Origin of the sequence: Burkholderia sp. DN3021 (assembly GCF_049805555.1) — a bacterium.
Classification (GTDB): Bacteria; Pseudomonadota; Gammaproteobacteria; order Burkholderiales; family Burkholderiaceae; genus Burkholderia; species Burkholderia pyrrocinia_C.
In genome coordinates, this window is sequence record NZ_JBNCAB010000009.1 from 1 (window position 1) to 16,850 (window position 16,850).

Genomic DNA, 16,850 nt, shown 5'->3' on the forward strand with positions numbered 1-16,850 from the left:
ACACACGCATCCCCGCGTTGCGCAGCACGTCGAGCGCGGCGGCGGCACCGCCTGCGCGCGATGCCGGACGCGCGGCGGGCTCGGGCGGCGCAGCACGCGGCACCGGTTCGGCCGGCGCAGCCGATTCGTCGTTTCGTTGCGCAACGGCAGCAGCGGCAGGTGGCTCGGGTTCCTTGCGGGCCGGTGGCGGCATATCGCCGGCCGGCGCCGCTTGCGGCGCCGCATTCGCTTCCGGCTGCGGCGCCTCGACAATTTGTGCATCAACCGGAGCCGGCGCGGATGCCTGAGCTGCAGCCGGCTTCACGGCCGGCCGGCTCGCTTCGGCGCCGGACTGCGCCGGCGCTGAACGCACGACCGGCGCGACCGGCGCAACGGGGGCAGCCGGCGCGGCAGCCTGTGGACGCACTGCGTCGGCGGCGGCAGCCAATACCGGCTTCGCCGCAGCGGCCGAAGCCGCGGCAGCGCGCGGCCCCGGCACTGCACGCGGCACGGACGGCTGGCCGCCCGGCGCACTGCCGGCGGCAACGGCCGGCTCGAACGCGAGCATCCGCAGCAGCGTCATCGTGAAACCGGCGTACTCGTCCGGCGCGAGGCCGAGCTCCGCGCGGCCGACCGTCGCGATCTGGTAGAACAACTGCACCTGCTCGGGGCTCAGCGTCTCCGCGAAGCGGCGCAGATCGGCCGCTTCCGGCCATTCGTCGAGCACCGAGCCCGGCGCGAACTGCGCCCATGCGATCCGGTGCAGCAGGCTCGCGAGATCCTGCAGCGCGGTCGAGAACGACAGGCTGCGCAGAGACATCTCGTCGGCAATCGCGAGGATTTCCGGGCCGCCGCCGGCCGCGAGCGCGTCGAGCAGGCGCACCATGTAAGTCTGGTCGAGCGCGCCGAGCATGCCCGACACGGCCGACTCGGTCACTTCGTTCGCCGAATAGGCGATCGCCTGGTCGGTGAGCGACAGCGCGTCGCGCATGCTGCCCTGCGCGGCACGCGCGAGCAGGCGCAGCGCCTGCGGCTCGAACGTGATCCGCTCTTCGCCGAGGATGCGTTCGAGATGCGACACGATGTGCCCGGCCGGCATCTGCTTCAGGTTGAACTGCAGGCAGCGCGACAGCACGGTGACGGGAATTTTCTGCGGATCGGTCGTCGCGAGGATGAACTTGACGTGCGGCGGCGGCTCTTCGAGCGTCTTCAGCATCGCGTTGAACGCGTGGTTCGTCAGCATGTGCACTTCGTCGATCATGTAGACCTTGAAGCGCGCATCGACAGGCGCGTACACCGCGCGCTCGAGCAGCGCGGCCATTTCGTCGACGCCGCGGTTGCTCGCGGCATCCATCTCCACGTAATCGACGAAACGCCCCTCGTCGATCTCGCGACAGGCACGGCACACGCCGCACGGCTGCGACGTGACGCCGGTTTCACAGTTGAGTGCCTTCGCGAAGATCCGCGACAGCGTCGTCTTGCCGACACCGCGGGTTCCGGTAAACAGATAGGCGTGATGGAGACGCCCGCCGTCGAGCGCGTGCGTGAGCGCCCTGACGACGTGCTCCTGGCCGACGAGCGAAGCGAAATCCTTCGGACGCCACTTGCGTGCGAGAACTTGATAGGTCATCGGGAAATTGTATCAGTAACGCTGCGTTGCGCCGACACGCGAAACGGTGCGAAAGACGGGCAAAGTGCAGGTAAAACGGACTGTGACGCGGAAATAAAAAACGCCCTGCGAACGGGGCGAGAAGGAAGGTGACGAGCCCGACCCTCGGCACTGGCGGAAAACGATTGTGGCTGCTTCGTTCCCGACCTGACCAGGTTCACCGCCCCACCATGCGAGGAGGCCCGTCACGGCATATTCTATCACCGCTTGCGGATGAATGCGACCGTTTGTTCGCACCAATGCGAACAACCCTGCCAGCCGGCGCGTGTCCGGCGCCCCGAATCGCTACATATATGCCACCCCCTTGTAATTCGCGAGCCGGCCTCCACCTGCGGGGCACAACGGTCGAACGTCGCGTCGTACCCCTACTCGCGTAGCGGCTACTATCGCTGCCCGCAGCAGATAGCAATTTAGGCTAATATGACGCCCGAACGACCCGCGAGCCGCGGCATGCAGCGCTTACGCCCCCTCCTTTCCGGGAGCGGAGTGACCTGCCGCAGCGGCCGGCAGCCTACGGCGGCCGGTACGCCGCAACGCGCAAGCAGGCAGTCCCCGAACCGTAAGAGGTATTGACCCAATGAGCGAACAGATCAAACACATCAGCGACGCATCGTTCGAACAGGACGTCGTCAAGTCCGACAAGCCCGTGCTCGTCGATTTCTGGGCCGAATGGTGCGGCCCGTGCAAAATGATCGCCCCGATCCTCGACGAAGTCGCGAAGGACTACGGCGACAAGCTGCAGATCGCGAAGATCAACGTCGACGACAACCAGGCCACGCCCGCGAAGTTCGGCGTGCGCGGCATCCCGACGCTGATCCTGTTCAAGAACGGCGCGGCCGCCGCGCAGAAGGTCGGCGCGCTGTCGAAGTCGCAGCTCACCGCATTCCTGGACAGCCACCTGTAATACCGGCAGTTCCGCGGACGTGTTGTCAACCGGCAACACGTCCGTCGTCAAGCCGCCGATCGGCCGCTCAAGCGCGAATCGGCCTATGCTAGAATTAAAAAACGTCTACAAGACGCATTTAAGTCTCTGAGCGCTTCCGCTCGCCCTCCTCCCTTATTTCTTTCGTCGCTTCTCCTCCCTGGCGGGTTCTCCGTATGCATTTATCCGAGCTCAAGTCTCTGCACGTGTCCGAACTGATCGAAATGGCCAATGGCCTCGAGATCGAAAACGCGAACCGCCTGCGCAAGCAGGAGTTGATGTTCGCCATTCTTAAAAAGCGCGCCAAGACGGGAGAGACGATCTTCGGCGACGGTACGCTCGAAGTGCTGCCGGACGGCTTCGGCTTCCTGCGCTCGCCGGAAATGTCGTACCTCGCGAGCACCGACGACATCTATATCAGCCCGTCGCAGATCCGCCGCTTCAACCTGCACACCGGCGACACCATCGAAGGTGAAGTCCGCACGCCGAAGGACGGCGAGCGCTACTTCGCGCTGGTGAAGGTCGACAAAGTCAACGGGCAGCCGCCCGAGGCCTCGAAACACAAGATCATGTTCGAGAACCTCACGCCGCTGCACCCGAACAAGCCGCTGGCGCTCGAACGCGAGATGCGCGGCGAAGAGAACGTCACGGGCCGCATCATCGACATGATCGCGCCGATCGGCAAGGGCCAGCGCGGCCTGCTGGTCGCGTCGCCGAAGTCGGGCAAGACCGTGATGCTCCAGCACATCGCACACGCGATCAAGCAGAATCACCCGGACGTCGTCCTGTTCGTGCTGCTGATCGACGAGCGCCCCGAAGAAGTGACCGAAATGCAGCGCTCGGTCGCCGGCGAAGTCATCGCGTCGACGTTCGACGAACCGGCCACGCGTCACGTGCAGGTCGCCGAAATGGTGATCGAGAAGGCCAAGCGCCTCGTCGAAATGAAGCACGACGTCGTGATTCTGCTCGACTCGATCACGCGTCTCGCACGCGCATACAACACCGTGATCCCGGCATCGGGCAAGGTGCTGACGGGCGGTGTCGACGCGAACGCACTGCAGCGTCCGAAGCGCTTCTTCGGCGCGGCGCGCAACATCGAGGAAGGCGGCTCGCTGACGATCATCGGCACCGCGCTGATCGAAACCGGCAGCCGCATGGACGACGTGATCTACGAAGAGTTCAAGGGCACCGGCAACATGGAAGTGCACCTCGAGCGCCGCCTCGCGGAAAAGCGCGTCTATCCGTCGATCAACCTGAACAAGTCGGGCACGCGTCGCGAGGAAATGCTGATCAAGCCCGAGATCCTTCAAAAGATCTGGGTGCTGCGCAAGTTCATCCACGACATGGACGAAGTCGAGGCAATGGAATTCCTGCTCGACAAGATTCGCCAGACGAAGAGCAATTCCGAGTTCTTCGACCTGATGCGTCGCGGCGGCTGATCGCCCCGCCCCGCAACGAACGGCCGCCCGCGCATCCTGCCCGGCGGCCGTTTTTCGGCCCCAACCTGAACGTGAACGTACAGGTTGATCTATAATCGCGTCATCGCCCCGATCGAATCCCCCGCCTCCCGATGCCGAACGACGCCTCCACCCCGCTGCTGACCGTGAGCGACGCCGCGTCGCGGCTCGGCGTCACGCCGCGCACGCTGAAGTATTACGAAGAGCGCGGGCTCGTCACGCCGTCGCGCAGCGAAGGCCGCTACCGCCTCTACGACGAAGCCGACCTCGAACGCTTCGCGCGCATCCTGCGGCTGCGTGCGCTCGGCTTCTCGCTGCACGGCATCACCGAAATGCTGAAGCGCCCGCTGGAAGAAACGGGCGACGGACGACGCCGCTATTCGGATGCGTCGCTGCGCGACATCCGCACCGGCCTCGCCGAGCAGATCGACACGCTCGACCGGCGAATCGCGGCCGTCCAGCGCGAACTGAAGGAAGCCGTCGCGCTGCGCAAGGAACTGCAGCACGACATCGATTACGTCGAGCGGCGTCTCGCCGGCGAAAACCCCGATGCGCTGATCGCGCAGCGGCGGGCCGAAGCCGCCACGCGGCGCACTCGCAAGGATCGCGAATGAACGCGGTGCCCGGCCGCTCGCCGCTGTGGAGCCGCGCGAACCTGCGCGCGGACCTGTTCCCGTGGGCGCTCGCGCTCGTCACCGGCATCGACTACTTCGACAACGCGGCCTTCTCGTTCTTCGCGAGCTACATCGCGGGCGGCATCAACGCATCGCCCGACGAACTCGTGTGGTCGTCGAGCGCGTACGCGGTCACGGCCGTGCTCGGCATCCTGCAGCAGCAATGGTGGGTCGACCGGCTCGGGCATCGCCGCTACGTCGCGGGCTGCATGCTGATGTTCTCGTTCGGCGCGATCGCGGCCGCGCTCGCCGACACGTCGCTGGAACTCGCGTTCGCGCGAGGTTTCCAGGGCTACTTCATCGGCCCGATGATGGGCGCGTGCCGGATCATGATCCAGATCAGCTTCAAGCCGCGGGAACGGCCGCCCGCGACGCGCGCGTTCCTGATCATGATCCTGCTCGGCAGCGCGCTCGCGCCGATCGTCGGCGGGCTGCTCGTCGCGCATTCGACGTGGCGCGCGCTGTTCGCGTGCACGGCGCCCGCCGGCATCGCGTTCGCGATCCTCGCACTGCTCACGCTGCCCGATTCGGGCAGGACGCCCGACGACGAACGCGGCTCCGGGCACTTCTGGCCGTATGTCGTGTTCGCGCTCGCGCAAGGAGCGCTGCAGATCGTGCTGCAGCAGGTGCATTACCAGCTCTACAGCGGCTCGCCGACGCTGATCCTGCTGACGATCCTGGGGATCGGCGCACTCGCATGGTTCGCGTATCACCAGTGGCATCACCCGACGCCGCTCGTGCGGCTGCATGCGTTCCGCGAAAGGACGTTCCAGGTCGGGCTGCTGCTCTACATGTTCTATTACTACGAGACGACGGGCTTCAGTTACCTGACATCGCGGTTCCTCGAAGGCGGGCTCGGCTATCCGGTCGAGAACGCCGGGCGCCTGGTCGGCACGATGTCGCTGATCTCGGCCACCGCGCTGTTCGCGTACCTGCGCTACGCGAAATTCGTCACGCACAAGAAGTGGTTCGTCGTGCCGGGGTTCGCGATCGCCGTCACGGCCGCGCTGTGGATGACGCGGATGACGCCGCAGGTCGGCGAAGCCGCGTTGATCGTCCCGCTGCTGCTGCGCGGGCTGCTGCTGCTCTTCATCGTGCTGCCGGTGGCCAACCTGACGTTCCGGATCTTCGCGATCGACGAGTACACGCACGGCTACCGGCTGAAGAACATCGTGCGGCAACTGACGATCTCGTTCGCGACGTCGTCGGTGATCATCGTCGAGCAGCATCGCGTGGCCGTGCACCAGACGCGGCTCGTCGAGCGCGCGAACGTGTTCGACCCGATGTTCCAGCAGACCGTCGACGCCCTGACGCGCAGCTATGCGGCCGCCGGGCACGCGCTGAACGAAGCGCACGGCCTCGCGATCGCCGCCATCGCCCGCATGGTCGCGCAACAGGCATCGTTCCTCGCGTCGCTCGACGGCTTTTACTTCCTGGCGGGGGTCGCGCTCGTCGGCGGCCTCTTCGCGGCATGGCAAAAAGAGATCGATTGAGTTAAAAGACAGGCTTTGGATTTCCGTCCGCAGCCTCCATGCTCTCGAAACTGACCCGCTGGTTCGACGACCGCCGCCGCGACCGCGCGCTGCGCAGCCACCCGATCCCCGACGCGCTGTGGCAGGACACCGTCGCGCGCCTGCCGTTCCTCGCGACGCTGGCGCCCGACGCGCTCGGCCGGCTGCGCGAGCTGACGAGCCTGTTCATCGCGAAGAAATCGTTTTCGACCGCGCACGGGCTCGAACTGACCGACGCGATGATCGTCGCGATCGCCGCGCAAGCCTGCCTGCCGGTGCTGAATCTCGACCTGTCGCTGTACGACGGCTGGGTCGGCGTCGTCGTGTATCCGGGCGAATTCGTGATCCGCAAGACCGTGCAGGACGAGGACGGCGTCGTCCACGAAGTCGAACAGGATGCGAGCGGCGAGGCATGGGAAGGCGGCCCCGTGATCCTGTCGTGGGAAGACGCGCAGATGACGGACGGCCATGACGCGTACAACGTCGTGATCCACGAGTTCGCGCACAAGATCGACATGGTCAACGGCGCGGCCGACGGCTATCCGCCCCTTTTTCGCCGCTGGCACGCGCCGCACCTCGACGCGCAGGCGTGGGCCGACGTGTTCGAGCATGCGTACGACCAGTTCTGCGCACGCGTCGACGCGGTGCCGGACCGCGCGTGGGCGCGCTTCGAGCGGGAATCGCTGATCGATCCGTATGCGGCAGACCACCCGTCGGAATTCTTCGCGGTATGCAGCGAAGCGCTGTTCGTGCGGCCGAAAGCGTTCGAGTCCGAATTTCCGGAGCTGTACCGGCTGCTCGCCCGCTATTACCGGCAGGATCCGGCGGGCACCGGCGCGCTCGACGCACCGTGAAAATTATTCGTCAACCATCTGATTTTCTGGCATAATCGCCGTTTTTCGACCTTAGGCAAGTGGCTCGCGCCGGGCTTGGCGTCGTCCGGTATGCGCAATGTGCGCGCTCCGGCACGGCAAGCGGCGGGTTGGCTACCGCTCTCACCAAGGAAAGACCATGAAAGAAGGCATCCACCCGAACTACCGCGAAGTCGTCTTCCAAGACATGTCGAACGGCTTCAAGTTCATCACGCGCTCGACGATCCAGACGCGCGAAAACATCGAACTCGACGGCAAGACCTACCCGCTCGCCAAGATCGAAGTGTCGTCGGAATCGCACTCGTTCTACACGGGTCAGCAAAAGATCATGGACACGGCAGGCCGTGTCGAGAAGTTCAAGAACAAGTTCGGCGTACGCGCCAGCGGCAAGGCGAAGTAAGCTTCGCACCGCATCCGGTGGTTGCAACGCACCGGTATCGCACAAAAAGGGCAGCCCAGGCTGCCCTTTTTTGTCTCTGCTCGCCGGAAAAGCGCCGGCCGGCGTCCGGGCAACGACCTGACGCGCAACAGCCGGCGCGTCTACAATGCCGGATGCTCGAAACCGGCTCGACCGCGCGCACCCGCGCCGGCCGCCCGCCCATAACAAAACGCTCATCTGCATGAAGCCTGTCGTCCGTCTCACCGCCTCCGCCACGCGTGCGCTGCCGCGCTGGCTGCTGCTCACGCTCTGCTTCGTCTACGCCGCGTTCGGCCTGTTCGGCCGCGACCCGTGGAAAAACGAGGACGCGGCGGGCTTCGGCGTGATGTGGACGATGGCCAAGGGCGGCTGGCACGACTGGCTGCTGCCGAACCTGGTCGGCAAGTTCATCACGACCGACGGGCCGCTCGGCTACTGGCTCGGTGCGCTGTCGATCCGCGGCCTCGGCCCGTGGGTCGATGCGAGCAACGCGTCGCGCGTCGACACGGGCGTGCTGTTCTGCGTCGCATGCGCGTTCGTCTGGTACGCGGCCTACCTGCTCGGCCGGCGCGCCGAGGTCCAGCCGTTCAAGTACGCATTCGGCGGCGAGCCGGAACCGCGCGACTACGGCCGCACGCTCGCCGACGGCGCGCTGCTGGTCCTCGTCGCGTGCTTCGGCCTCGCGGAACGCGGGCACGAGACGACGCCGCAGCTCGCGCAGTTCGCGTGGATCGCGATGCTCGTCTATGGGATCGTGCGCGGCATCGACAAGCCGATGCAGGGCGCGCTGTGGTGGGGCCTCGCGATCGGCCTCGTCGCGCTGTCCGGCAACCCCGTGCTGGTCGTCGCGCTGCTCGCCGGCACCGCCGCGCTGTGGCTCGTCACGCCCGAGATGCGCAACCTGCGCCTGCCGCTGGTCGGCGTGCCGCTCGCGGCCGCGATCTTCGCGCTGTGGCCGCTTGCCGCGTTCGTCGCGGCGCCCGACGACGCCGCGTGGTTCTTCAACCAGTGGATCCACGGCAGCCTGATGCGCTTTTCGGGCCCGCCGACCGCCGTGCTCGCGTATGCGGCGAAGAACCTGCCGCTGTTCACGTGGCCCGCGTGGCCGCTCGCGATCTGGGCGTGGTGGAGCTGGGCCGGCATGCGCCGCCGCGCGCACATCGCGATTCCGCTGTCGGTCGCCGTGCCGCTCGTCGCGCTCGTGATCCTGCAGAGCCAGCAGTCGAACCGCATGTACATGCTGCTGCTGCCGCCGCTCGCGGTGCTCGCGACGTTCGCGCTGCCGACCCTCAAGCGCGGCGCAATCAACGCGTTCGACTGGTTCGCGGTGCTGAGCTTCACGATCCTCGGCACCTTCGTATGGCTCGTATGGCTCGCGTCGCTTACGGGTTTCCCGCATCCGCTCGCGCGCAACCTCGCGCGCCTCGTGCCGGGCTACGAACCGCATTTCAAGATCCTGTCGTTCATCTGCGCGGTGATCGTCACCGTGTGCTGGTGCGTGCTCGTGCGCTGGCGCGTCTCGCGGCAGCCGAAGGTGCTGTGGCGCAGCGTCGTGCTGTCGGGCGCCGGCACCACGCTGATGTGGGTGCTGCTGATGACGCTGTGGCTGCCGATCGTCAACTACGGCCGGACCTATCGCGATGTCGCGCAACAGATCGCGCTGCACCTGCCGTCCGACTACGAGTGCATCTCGCCGGTGCGGCTTGGCGATGCGCAGATCGCGACCTTCGCGTACTTCGGCAACATGCACTTCGATTTCTCAGGCGACTGCGACGTGATCCTGCGTCAGGACCGTTCCGACTTCGGCGAACCGAGCGCGATGTCGCAATACGTGTGGCGTCTCGTGTGGGAAGGCCGCCGCGTCGCCGACCGCGACGAACGTTTCCGCCTGTACGAGCGCATCGAACGGCCGAAGACGCCCGTCAAGCGGCGCCCGCCGCGCCGCCAGGCAGCCGATTGACGATGTTCGGCGACATCCGCCGGATCGTCGGTCTCGCGTGGCCGGTGCTGGTCGGCCAGCTCGCGATCATCGCGTTCGGCGTGATCGACACGGCGATGGTCGGCCGCTACTCGGCCACCGATCTCGCCGCGCTCGGGCTCGGCTCGTCGATCTACGTGTCGATCTACATCGGCCTGACAGGCATTCTGTCCGCACTGCAGCCGATCACCGGGCAACTGTACGGCGCGCGGCGCTATGCCGAGATCGGCGAGGAAGTCCGCCAGGCGCTGTGGCTCGCGCTGCTGCTCGCGGTACCCGGCTTCCTGCTGCTGCATTTTCCCGAGCCGCTGCTGCGCGTCGCGCACGCGCCCGCCGCGCTGCACGAGCGCACCGTCGACTACCTGCGCATCCTGTCGTACGGGCTGCCCGCCAGCCTCGTCTTCCGCATCTACAACGCGCTGACCAACGCGGCCGGCAAGCCGCGGCTCGCGATGACCCTGCAGATCGGCGCGCTGCTGCTCAAGTTTCCGCTCAACGTGTGGTTCATCTTCGGCGGGTTCGGCGTGCCGGCGCTCGGCGGCCCCGGCTGCGGGCTTGCCAGCACGCTGATCAACTGGGCGCTCGCGCTGATCGGCTATACGCTGCTCGCGAAGCTCGACGTGTTCGCGCCGCTCGCGATCTTCTCGCGCTTCTGCTGGCCCGTCTGGGAGCGCCAGAAGGCGATCCTGAAACTCGGCGTGCCGATGGGCCTGTCGTACCTGATCGAGGTCACGTCGTACACCTGCATGGCGCTGTTCATCGCGCAGTTCGGCACGACGACGCTCGCCGGCCACCAGATCGCCGGCAACATCGGCGCGGTGCTGTACATGACGCCGCTGTCGATCGGCGTGGCGGCCTCGACGCTGGTCGCGCGCGCGCTCGGCGCCGGACGCCCCGAGGAAGCACGGCTGCTCGGCCGGCACAGCATGATTTTCGCGTGCGGCGTTGCCGCGACATACGGCGTGCTCGTCTTTACGCTGCGCCCACTGATCGTCAGCGGCTATACGCCGAACCCGGCCGTCGCCGCGGCAGCGATGCCGCTCGTCGCGATCGTCGCGTGCTACCACGTGTTCGATGCGCTGCAGGTCACGTCGGCGTTCGTGCTGCGTGCGTACAAGGTCGCGATCGTGCCGACCGTGATCTATGCGGTCGCGCTGTGGGGCGTCGGGCTCAGCGGCGGCTACGTGCTCGGCTTCGACGTGGGCGGCATCGCGCCCGCATGGCTGACCGGCGCGCGCGGCTTCTGGTTCGCGAACACGGTCAGCCTGATGCTCGCGGGCGCCGGGCTCGTGTTCTACCTGCGCCACGTAAGCCGCGCACACGTATCGGCCCAGGCCTGACGCACCGCCCGCTACGCATCCGCCAGCACGTCGGCCGCGTGATAGGACGACCGCACGAGCGGACCGGCAACGACTTCCCTGAAACCGAGCGCCAGCGCCTCGTCGCGCCACGCGGCGAATGCGTCCGGGCTCACGTAGCGCCGCACCGGCAGATGGTGCTCGGACGGCGCCAGATACTGGCCGAGCGTCAGTACGTCGACTTCGTGCGCGCGCAGGTCGCGCAGCGTGTCGCGCACCTCGTCGTCGCGCTCGCCGAGCCCGAGCATCAGCCCCGACTTCGTCACGAGCGTCGGCCGCGCGGCCTTCGCCTGCACGAGCAGTTCGAGCGAGCCGCGATAGTCGGCGCCCGGCCGCGCCGCGCGATACAGCGACGGCACCGTCTCGATGTTGTGGTTGAACACGTCCGGCCAGGCCGACGACAGCGCGTCGAGCGCGCGCGCCACACGGCCGCGGAAGTCAGGCGTCAGCACTTCGACGCCGATACCCGGCGCGCTCGCGCGCACCGCCGCGATGCACGCGGCGAAATGCGCGGCGCCGCCGTCGCGCAGGTCGTCGCGGTCGACCGACGTGATCACGACGTAGCGCAGCCCGAGCGCCGCGGCCGCATCGGCCAGCCGCGCGGGCTCGTCGGGATCGAGCGGCTCGGGACGGCCGTGCGCGACGTCGCAGAACGGGCAGCGCCGCGTGCACAGCCCGCCCATGATCATGAAGGTCGCGGTGCGCTGCGCGAAGCATTCGCCGATGTTCGGGCACATCGCCTCCTCGCAGACGGAATGCAGCCGATGGTCGCGCAGCACGGCCGCCATGTCGGCCACCGCCGCGCTCATCATCGGCCGCGCGCGCAGCCACGGCGGCTTCGGCAGCGCCGCGCCGGCCGCGGGCTCGACGCGCACCGGAATGCGCGCGAGCTTGTCGCGGCTTCTCGCGCCCGGCTGGCCGAGCGCCGTGAGGCTGGGTCGTTCGAGCGCGGCGGCCATCGTCAGTCTCCGAGAAACGCGACGATCAGGCGGTTCACGTCGGCGGCCGCCTCCATCTGCACCATGTGCCCGCTGCCGGCGATCACCTCGGCGCGCACGCCGTCCGGCAAGCCCCGCGCGTGCTGCGCGGGGATCACCTGGTCGCGCTCGCCCCAGATCACGAGCGTGCGCGGCGCGAGCGACGCGAGCCGGTCGCGGAACACGCGCCGCTGCGCCGCGCCGTCGAACGCGGCGTTCGCGATTTTCTCCAGCGCGGCCTGCACGCCTTCGAGCCGCTTGTACTTGACGAGATCCTCGACGAGCTGCCGCGTCACGAGCGCGTTGTCCGCGAACAGCGCACCGAGGTGCGGCTTCAGCGTGTTGCGGCTGTTGCCGGCGACGAAGCCGTCGATATAGACGCGGTTGATGTCGGTGCCGAGCCCGGCGCTCGCGATCAGCGTCAGCGACGCGACGCGCTGCGGCGCGCGTTCGGCCGCGGCCATCGCGACCGCGCCGCCCATCGAATGGCCGATCAGGTGCGCGCGGTCGATGTGCTGCGCATCGAGCAGCGCGAGCACCGCGTCGGCCAGCTCGTCGAGGCTGCCCGTGTCGACCGCCTTGCCCGACTCGCCATGACCGGGCAAGTCGAGCGCCCATACGGGCCGGTGCGCGGCGAGATCCGCGTGATTGAACAGCCAGTTGTTCAGGTCGCCGCCGAAGCCGTGGATCAGCACGGCGGGCGTGCCCGCGCCGTCGCCGAGCTTCAGGAAGCGCACCGTACGGCCGCCGATCTGCGCCTTCTCGGGCTGCGGGCCCGCCGCTTCGTCTGATGCCGCGCTCGGCACGAAATCGCGCTGGAACTCGGCGATCGCCGCATCGATGTCGGCATCGCTCGCGTCGGCCGCCGCGACGACGCCGAGCAGCGCGCCGACCGGCAGCGTTTCGCCTTCCTGCGCGACCTGCCGGCGCAGCGTGCCGTCGAACGCGCATTCGACGCCCGACGAGATCTTGTCGGTCTCGACGTCGAGCACTTCGTCGCCCTTCGTCACGCGTTCGCCGATCGCCTTCAGCCAGCCGTTGACCTGCCCCTGCTCCATCGACAGCCCCCACTTGGGCATCGTGATCATGTGAATCGACATCGTGTCAGCTCCTCGTCTTCAGGACCGCCTGCGCAATCGCATCGGCGGACGGGATATACAGGTCTTCCAGCACGCTCGCGAACGGCGCGGGCGTATGCGGCGCGGTCACGAGCTCGATCGGCGCCTTGAGCGTTCGGAACGCGCGCTGTGCGACGAGCGCGGCGATGTCGGTCGCGATCGAGCAGCGCGGGTTCGCTTCGTCGACGACCACCACGCGCCCGGTGCGCGCCGCGCTTTCGAGAATCGTTTCCTCGTCGAGCGGCGACGTCGTGCGCAGGTCGATCACGTCGACCTGGATACCGTCCTTCGCGAGCTTCGCGGCCGCATCCATCGCGAGATGCACCATCCTGCCGTACGTGACGATGGTCGCGTCGTCGCCGTCGCGCATCACGTTCGCCTCGCCGAACGGAATCGCATAGGACTCCTCCGGCACGTCGCCCTCGCGCGTGTAAAGCAGCTTGTGCTCGAGGAAGATCACGGGATCGTCGTCGCGGATCGCCTGGATCAGCAGCCCCTTCGCGTCGTACGGCGTCGACGGGCACACGACCTTCAGCCCCGGGATGTGCGTGAACAGCGACGTGAGCATCTGCGAGTGCTGCGCAGCCGCGCGCAGCCCGGCGCCGTACATCGCGCGGATCACGACCGGCGTCACCGCCTTGCCGCCGAACATGTAGCGGAATTTCGCGGCCTGGTTGAAGATCTGGTCGAAGCACACGCCCATGAAATCGATGAACATCAGTTCCGCGACGGGCCGCATCCCGCACGCGGCCGCGCCGACCGCCGCGCCGATGTAGCCGCCTTCGGACAGCGGCGTATCGAGCACGCGCCCTGGAAACTTGTGGAACAGCCCCTTCGTCACGCCGAGCACGCCGCCCCACGCGTCGTCGTCGCCCGGCGCACCCGCGCCGCCCGCATTGTCCTCGCCCATCACGATCACGCTGTCGTCGCGCGCCATCTCCTGCGCGAGCGCCTCGTTGATCGCTTGCGAATAAGTGATCTTCCTTGCCATGTCTGTCTCCTGGAATGTTCGGTTCGCCGTGCCGGTTGCGGTGTCAGGCCGCGCTCACGGGTACGACACGTAGACGTCGGTCAGCAGGTCGGCCGCGTCGGGCAGCGGTGCGGCCTTCGCCTGCGCGACCGCATCGTCGATCAGCGCCTTCACCTGGGCGTCGACCGCGCGCAGATCGTCGGTCGTCAGCGCTTCGGCGCGCACGACGCGCGTCTCGAAATGCTTCAGGCAGTCCTTCTCGTCGCGCAGCTTCTGCACCTCGCCGGGTGCGCGATAGGTCTGCGCATCGCCCTCGAAATGCCCGAAATAGCGCGTGAACTTCACCTCGACGAGCGTCGGGCCGCCGCCGTTGCGCGCACGCTCGACGGCCTCGCCGAGCGCTTCGTGCACCGCGAAGAAGTCGAAGCCGTCGACGATCACGCCCGGCATCCCGAACCCGTTCGCGCGATCGGCGATGTTGTCGGTCGCGACCGACCAGCTCGACGACGTCGCTTCCGCATAGCCGTTGTTTTCGGCGACGAAGATCGCGGGCAGCCGCCACACCGACGCGAGGTTCATCGATTCGAAGATCACGCCCTGGTTCGACGCACCGTCGCCGAAGAAGCACACGCCGACGCCGCCGGTCTTCCGGTGCTTCGCCGCGAGCGCCGCGCCGCACACGAGCGGACCGCCCGCGCCGACGATTCCGTTCGCGCCGAGCATCCCCATCGACAGGTCGGCGATGTGCATCGAGCCGCCCTTGCCGTGGCAGACGCCGGTCTTCTTGCCGTAGATCTCGGCCATCATCCCGCGCACGTCGACGCCCTTCGCGATGCAATGGCCGTGGCCGCGGTGCGTGGTCGCGACGTAGTCGGCGAGGCCGAGGTGCAGCATCGTGCCGACCGCGGACGCCTCCTCGCCCGCGTACAGGTGAACGAAGCCGGGGATTTCTCCGGTCGCGAATTCGACGTGCAGGCGCTCCTCGAATTCGCGGATCGTGCGCATCAGCCGGTATGCGTCCAGCAGCTTGTCCCTGCTGAGCTGGGTCGAAACGGTCATGTGTGTCTCCTGGGTAGGTCTGACTGCGAATGCCGCCGCGGCCGTGCCGTGGCGACGGATTGCACGGCCCGCGGCCGTCAGTGGAACGTGAAGCTGCCGTCGGCGGCCTGCGTGACGTCGACCTTCGCGACCGCCGCCCGGCGGCCGAGCGCGCGTACCTCGCTCGCAGCGGCATCGAGCGCGTCGTCGAGCAGGTCGGCCAGCAGGATGTCGGCGCCCGCGCCGGCGAGTGTCAGCACAATGCCGCGGCCGATGCCGCGCGCGCCGCCCGTGACAATGGCGACCTGTCCTTCGAGTGGGGCTGTCATGGCAATGTCTCCTTGATGTTCGTTATGGATGTCGAAATGTCGTTCGGAAAAACGGAGGCTCAGTCGCGCCATGCGCCGGCATCGCGCAGCAATTGCCGCGAAGACGCGTAGCGCAGCGTGCGGCCGACATCGACCGTCAGCGGCCCGCGCCAGTCGAGCGAAATCTCGTAGCGATCGCCGCGCGCAACCTCGATCTCGCGCTCGCCGTCGAACGCCAGCGTGCCGCGCTCGAACGGGATCGTCTGCCACGCGCCCGGTTCGAGCCGCTCGCAGCTGCGCATCACGACGCGGTCGACGCGGCCCGGCGCAATCGGCGCGACGAGCGGCGTGCCGGCCGTCGTGCCTTCGTCCGCGAAGCGCATCGCGAGCCCGTGCGGCGCGCTGCGCTCGAGCGGCGCCCACGCGCCGCCGAGCGCGGACAGGCCGATGCCGTCCGGTTCCGCGAACGTCAGGTAGAGCGAGTCGATGTCGTCGGGCCCCGAAATCGCGCGGGCGCCGATGAAGCGCTGTCGCGCCGCGCACACGTCGACGAGCGCAATCTCTTCGCGCCCTGGCTGTGCACCCGCCACGCAGCGCACGACGAGCCGCTTGTTGCGCGTGAACGCAACCTCGGCCGGCACGGCGCCGGTCGCGGCGAGTCCGGCCGCGACGCCTGCGACGGTCGCCTCGCGATGCTCGGGAAAGGCGTTGTTGGTGCCGGTGGACAGCGCGACGAGCGGCGTCGCGCCGCAAAACGCGGCAACCGCGCGATGGGTGCCGTCGCCGCCGAGCACGACGATCAGCGCCACTTCCATCCGGTGCAGGTACGCGGCGCCGGCCTGCGTGTCGGCGACGGTATCGGTGATCGGCAGGTCGACGAACTCGACCTCGGGCCAGCGCTCGTGCGGCGCGACCGCGCGATGCGTGTCGAGCGCGCGCAGCAGCAGCGTCGCGATGCCCGTCCGGTCGCGCAGCGTCAGCACGCGCTCGACGCCCATCGCGCCGAGGCCGGCCAGCAGGCGCACGATCATGTTCGCCTTCTCCGCCGTCGGAAACACGGATGCATGCGTCGTGAGGCGGCGAATGTCGCGCCCCGATGCGGGGTTCGCGATCACACCGACGGTAACGGGCGTCGTCACGGGTTTGTCTCCATCCAGTTGACCGGCACCGGCGCATTGGCGCCCGCTCCGGCCCTGCCTGTTTCGTCCGCTGCCATCGACGGGCTGCGGATCGTCGTCGCCGACGCGACTGCGCCGAACTTGCCCGTGATCTCTGCAAGCGGCGTGCCATCGTGTATGCAATGACCGCGAAACCCGCGCGCACGCTGGCGCGGCGGGCATGCACGTGTTCTGGATTCGCGACTGCGACAAAGCAGCGCGCGCCCAATCCGCCTCCGCGTCTCACGTCGTCGTCGCGACGACGCGCTCGTCGCGGCGCCTGCGCAAGCGTGCCGCGCTGCCTGCAAACCCTGCGTTGATGCGGCGTGGCGCATGCCGCGACAAGCCGGACGACCGCTGCGCGCCACGCATGCGGGCGTCTCAACCGCGCGAGACCGGGCGAGAGACACATGAGACGAACGTCTCACGCGTGCTGCGTGCTGC

General features: G+C 67.9%; 14 protein-coding genes, 1 other RNA gene and 1 pseudogene. 8 read left to right on the plus strand and 8 right to left on the minus strand.

Annotated elements, in window-relative coordinates:
• Both dnaX and ffs read right to left on the minus strand, forming a co-directional pair.
• Positions 1-1,609 (minus strand): DNA polymerase III subunit gamma/tau (dnaX, locus tag ACPUER_RS07270; protein WP_425130749.1); only part of this gene is annotated, 1,609 nt, incomplete at its 3' end.
• A 127-nt stretch (positions 1,610-1,736) separates the two neighbouring features.
• Positions 1,737-1,835, minus strand: an RNA gene (ffs, locus tag ACPUER_RS07275) — signal recognition particle sRNA small type.
• 390 nt (positions 1,836-2,225) lie between these two features.
• Between ffs and trxA the strand changes: the two genes are divergently transcribed.
• The 8 genes from trxA to ACPUER_RS07315 all read left to right on the plus strand — a co-directional run bounded on the left by trxA (position 2,226) and on the right by ACPUER_RS07315 (position 10,820).
• Positions 2,226-2,552, plus strand: a complete 327-nt coding sequence (trxA, locus tag ACPUER_RS07280; RefSeq protein WP_006402348.1) for a thioredoxin TrxA — start codon at positions 2,226-2,228, stop codon at positions 2,550-2,552.
• 194 nt (positions 2,553-2,746) lie between these two features.
• Positions 2,747-4,009 (plus strand): transcription termination factor Rho, encoded by a 1,263-nt coding sequence (gene rho / locus ACPUER_RS07285; RefSeq protein WP_006753675.1) that lies wholly within the window; start codon positions 2,747-2,749, stop codon positions 4,007-4,009.
• Positions 4,010-4,140: 131 nt separating this feature from the next.
• Positions 4,141-4,641 carry a MerR family transcriptional regulator gene (locus tag ACPUER_RS07290; protein WP_425130750.1) on the plus strand — a complete coding sequence of 167 codons (501 nt, stop codon included), beginning with the start codon at positions 4,141-4,143 and terminating at the stop codon, positions 4,639-4,641.
• Positions 4,638-6,194 (plus strand): MFS transporter, encoded by a 1,557-nt coding sequence (locus ACPUER_RS07295; protein WP_425130751.1) that lies wholly within the window; start codon positions 4,638-4,640, stop codon positions 6,192-6,194. Before ACPUER_RS07290 ends, ACPUER_RS07295 begins: the two co-directional genes overlap by 4 nt.
• Positions 6,195-6,232: 38 nt before the next feature.
• Complete coding sequence (locus ACPUER_RS07300; protein WP_175960916.1) at positions 6,233-7,066, plus strand: zinc-dependent peptidase; 834 nt, start codon at positions 6,233-6,235, stop codon at positions 7,064-7,066.
• 157 nt (positions 7,067-7,223) lie between these two features.
• Positions 7,224-7,484, plus strand: a complete 261-nt coding sequence (locus ACPUER_RS07305; protein ID WP_006753671.1) for a type B 50S ribosomal protein L31 — start codon at positions 7,224-7,226, stop codon at positions 7,482-7,484.
• Between the two features lie 145 nt (positions 7,485-7,629).
• On the plus strand, positions 7,630-9,462 hold the full coding sequence (locus tag ACPUER_RS07310; protein ID WP_175960917.1) for an ArnT family glycosyltransferase: 1,833 nt from the start codon (positions 7,630-7,632) through the stop codon (positions 9,460-9,462).
• A 2-nt stretch (positions 9,463-9,464) separates the two neighbouring features.
• Entirely contained in the window at positions 9,465-10,820 is a 1,356-nt protein-coding gene (locus ACPUER_RS07315) for an MATE family efflux transporter (RefSeq protein ID WP_425130752.1), read from the plus strand.
• Positions 10,821-10,831: 11 nt separating this feature from the next.
• On the opposite strand, the gene lipA is transcribed toward ACPUER_RS07315, so the two are convergent.
• The 6 genes and pseudogenes from lipA to ACPUER_RS07345 all read right to left on the minus strand — a co-directional run bounded on the left by lipA (position 10,832) and on the right by ACPUER_RS07345 (position 16,388).
• Positions 10,832-11,797: a lipoyl synthase gene (gene lipA / locus ACPUER_RS07320; RefSeq protein WP_425130753.1), complete on the minus strand. Its 966-nt coding sequence runs from the start codon at positions 11,795-11,797 to the stop codon at positions 10,832-10,834.
• Between the two features lie 2 nt (positions 11,798-11,799).
• Positions 11,800-12,915 carry an acetoin dehydrogenase dihydrolipoyllysine-residue acetyltransferase subunit gene (locus ACPUER_RS07325; protein ID WP_175960920.1) on the minus strand — a complete coding sequence of 372 codons (1,116 nt, stop codon included), beginning with the start codon at positions 12,913-12,915 and terminating at the stop codon, positions 11,800-11,802.
• A gap of 4 nt (positions 12,916-12,919) precedes the next feature.
• Entirely contained in the window at positions 12,920-13,924 is a 1,005-nt protein-coding gene (locus ACPUER_RS07330) for an alpha-ketoacid dehydrogenase subunit beta (RefSeq protein ID WP_310141357.1), read from the minus strand.
• Positions 13,925-13,978: 54 nt separating this feature from the next.
• Complete coding sequence (locus tag ACPUER_RS07335; protein WP_072437215.1) at positions 13,979-14,962, minus strand: thiamine pyrophosphate-dependent dehydrogenase E1 component subunit alpha; 984 nt, start codon at positions 14,960-14,962, stop codon at positions 13,979-13,981.
• 101 nt (positions 14,963-15,063) lie between these two features.
• A pseudogene (locus ACPUER_RS07340) lies at positions 15,064-15,270 on the minus strand (SDR family NAD(P)-dependent oxidoreductase); the annotation flags it as partial.
• Positions 15,271-15,329: 59 nt separating this feature from the next.
• Entirely contained in the window at positions 15,330-16,388 is a 1,059-nt protein-coding gene (locus ACPUER_RS07345) for an ATP-NAD kinase family protein (RefSeq protein ID WP_425130754.1), read from the minus strand.
• Positions 16,389-16,850 lie beyond the last annotated feature (462 nt).

Coding starts and splice junctions, on each gene's coding strand:
- trxA (WP_006402348.1), top strand. CDS start 2,226: ATGAGCGAACAGATCAAACACATCAGCGACGCATCGTTCGAACAGGAC.
- rho (WP_006753675.1), top strand. CDS start 2,747: ATGCATTTATCCGAGCTCAAGTCTCTGCACGTGTCCGAACTGATCGAA.
- ACPUER_RS07290 (WP_425130750.1), top strand. CDS start 4,141: ATGCCGAACGACGCCTCCACCCCGCTGCTGACCGTGAGCGACGCCGCG.
- ACPUER_RS07295 (WP_425130751.1), top strand. CDS start 4,638: ATGAACGCGGTGCCCGGCCGCTCGCCGCTGTGGAGCCGCGCGAACCTG.
- ACPUER_RS07300 (WP_175960916.1), top strand. CDS start 6,233: ATGCTCTCGAAACTGACCCGCTGGTTCGACGACCGCCGCCGCGACCGC.
- ACPUER_RS07305 (WP_006753671.1), top strand. CDS start 7,224: ATGAAAGAAGGCATCCACCCGAACTACCGCGAAGTCGTCTTCCAAGAC.
- ACPUER_RS07310 (WP_175960917.1), top strand. CDS start 7,630: ATGCCGGATGCTCGAAACCGGCTCGACCGCGCGCACCCGCGCCGGCCG.
- ACPUER_RS07315 (WP_425130752.1), top strand. CDS start 9,465: ATGTTCGGCGACATCCGCCGGATCGTCGGTCTCGCGTGGCCGGTGCTG.
- lipA (WP_425130753.1), bottom strand. CDS start 11,797: ATGGCCGCCGCGCTCGAACGACCCAGCCTCACGGCGCTCGGCCAGCCG.
- ACPUER_RS07325 (WP_175960920.1), bottom strand. CDS start 12,915: ATGTCGATTCACATGATCACGATGCCCAAGTGGGGGCTGTCGATGGAG.
- ACPUER_RS07330 (WP_310141357.1), bottom strand. CDS start 13,924: ATGGCAAGGAAGATCACTTATTCGCAAGCGATCAACGAGGCGCTCGCG.
- ACPUER_RS07335 (WP_072437215.1), bottom strand. CDS start 14,962: ATGACCGTTTCGACCCAGCTCAGCAGGGACAAGCTGCTGGACGCATAC.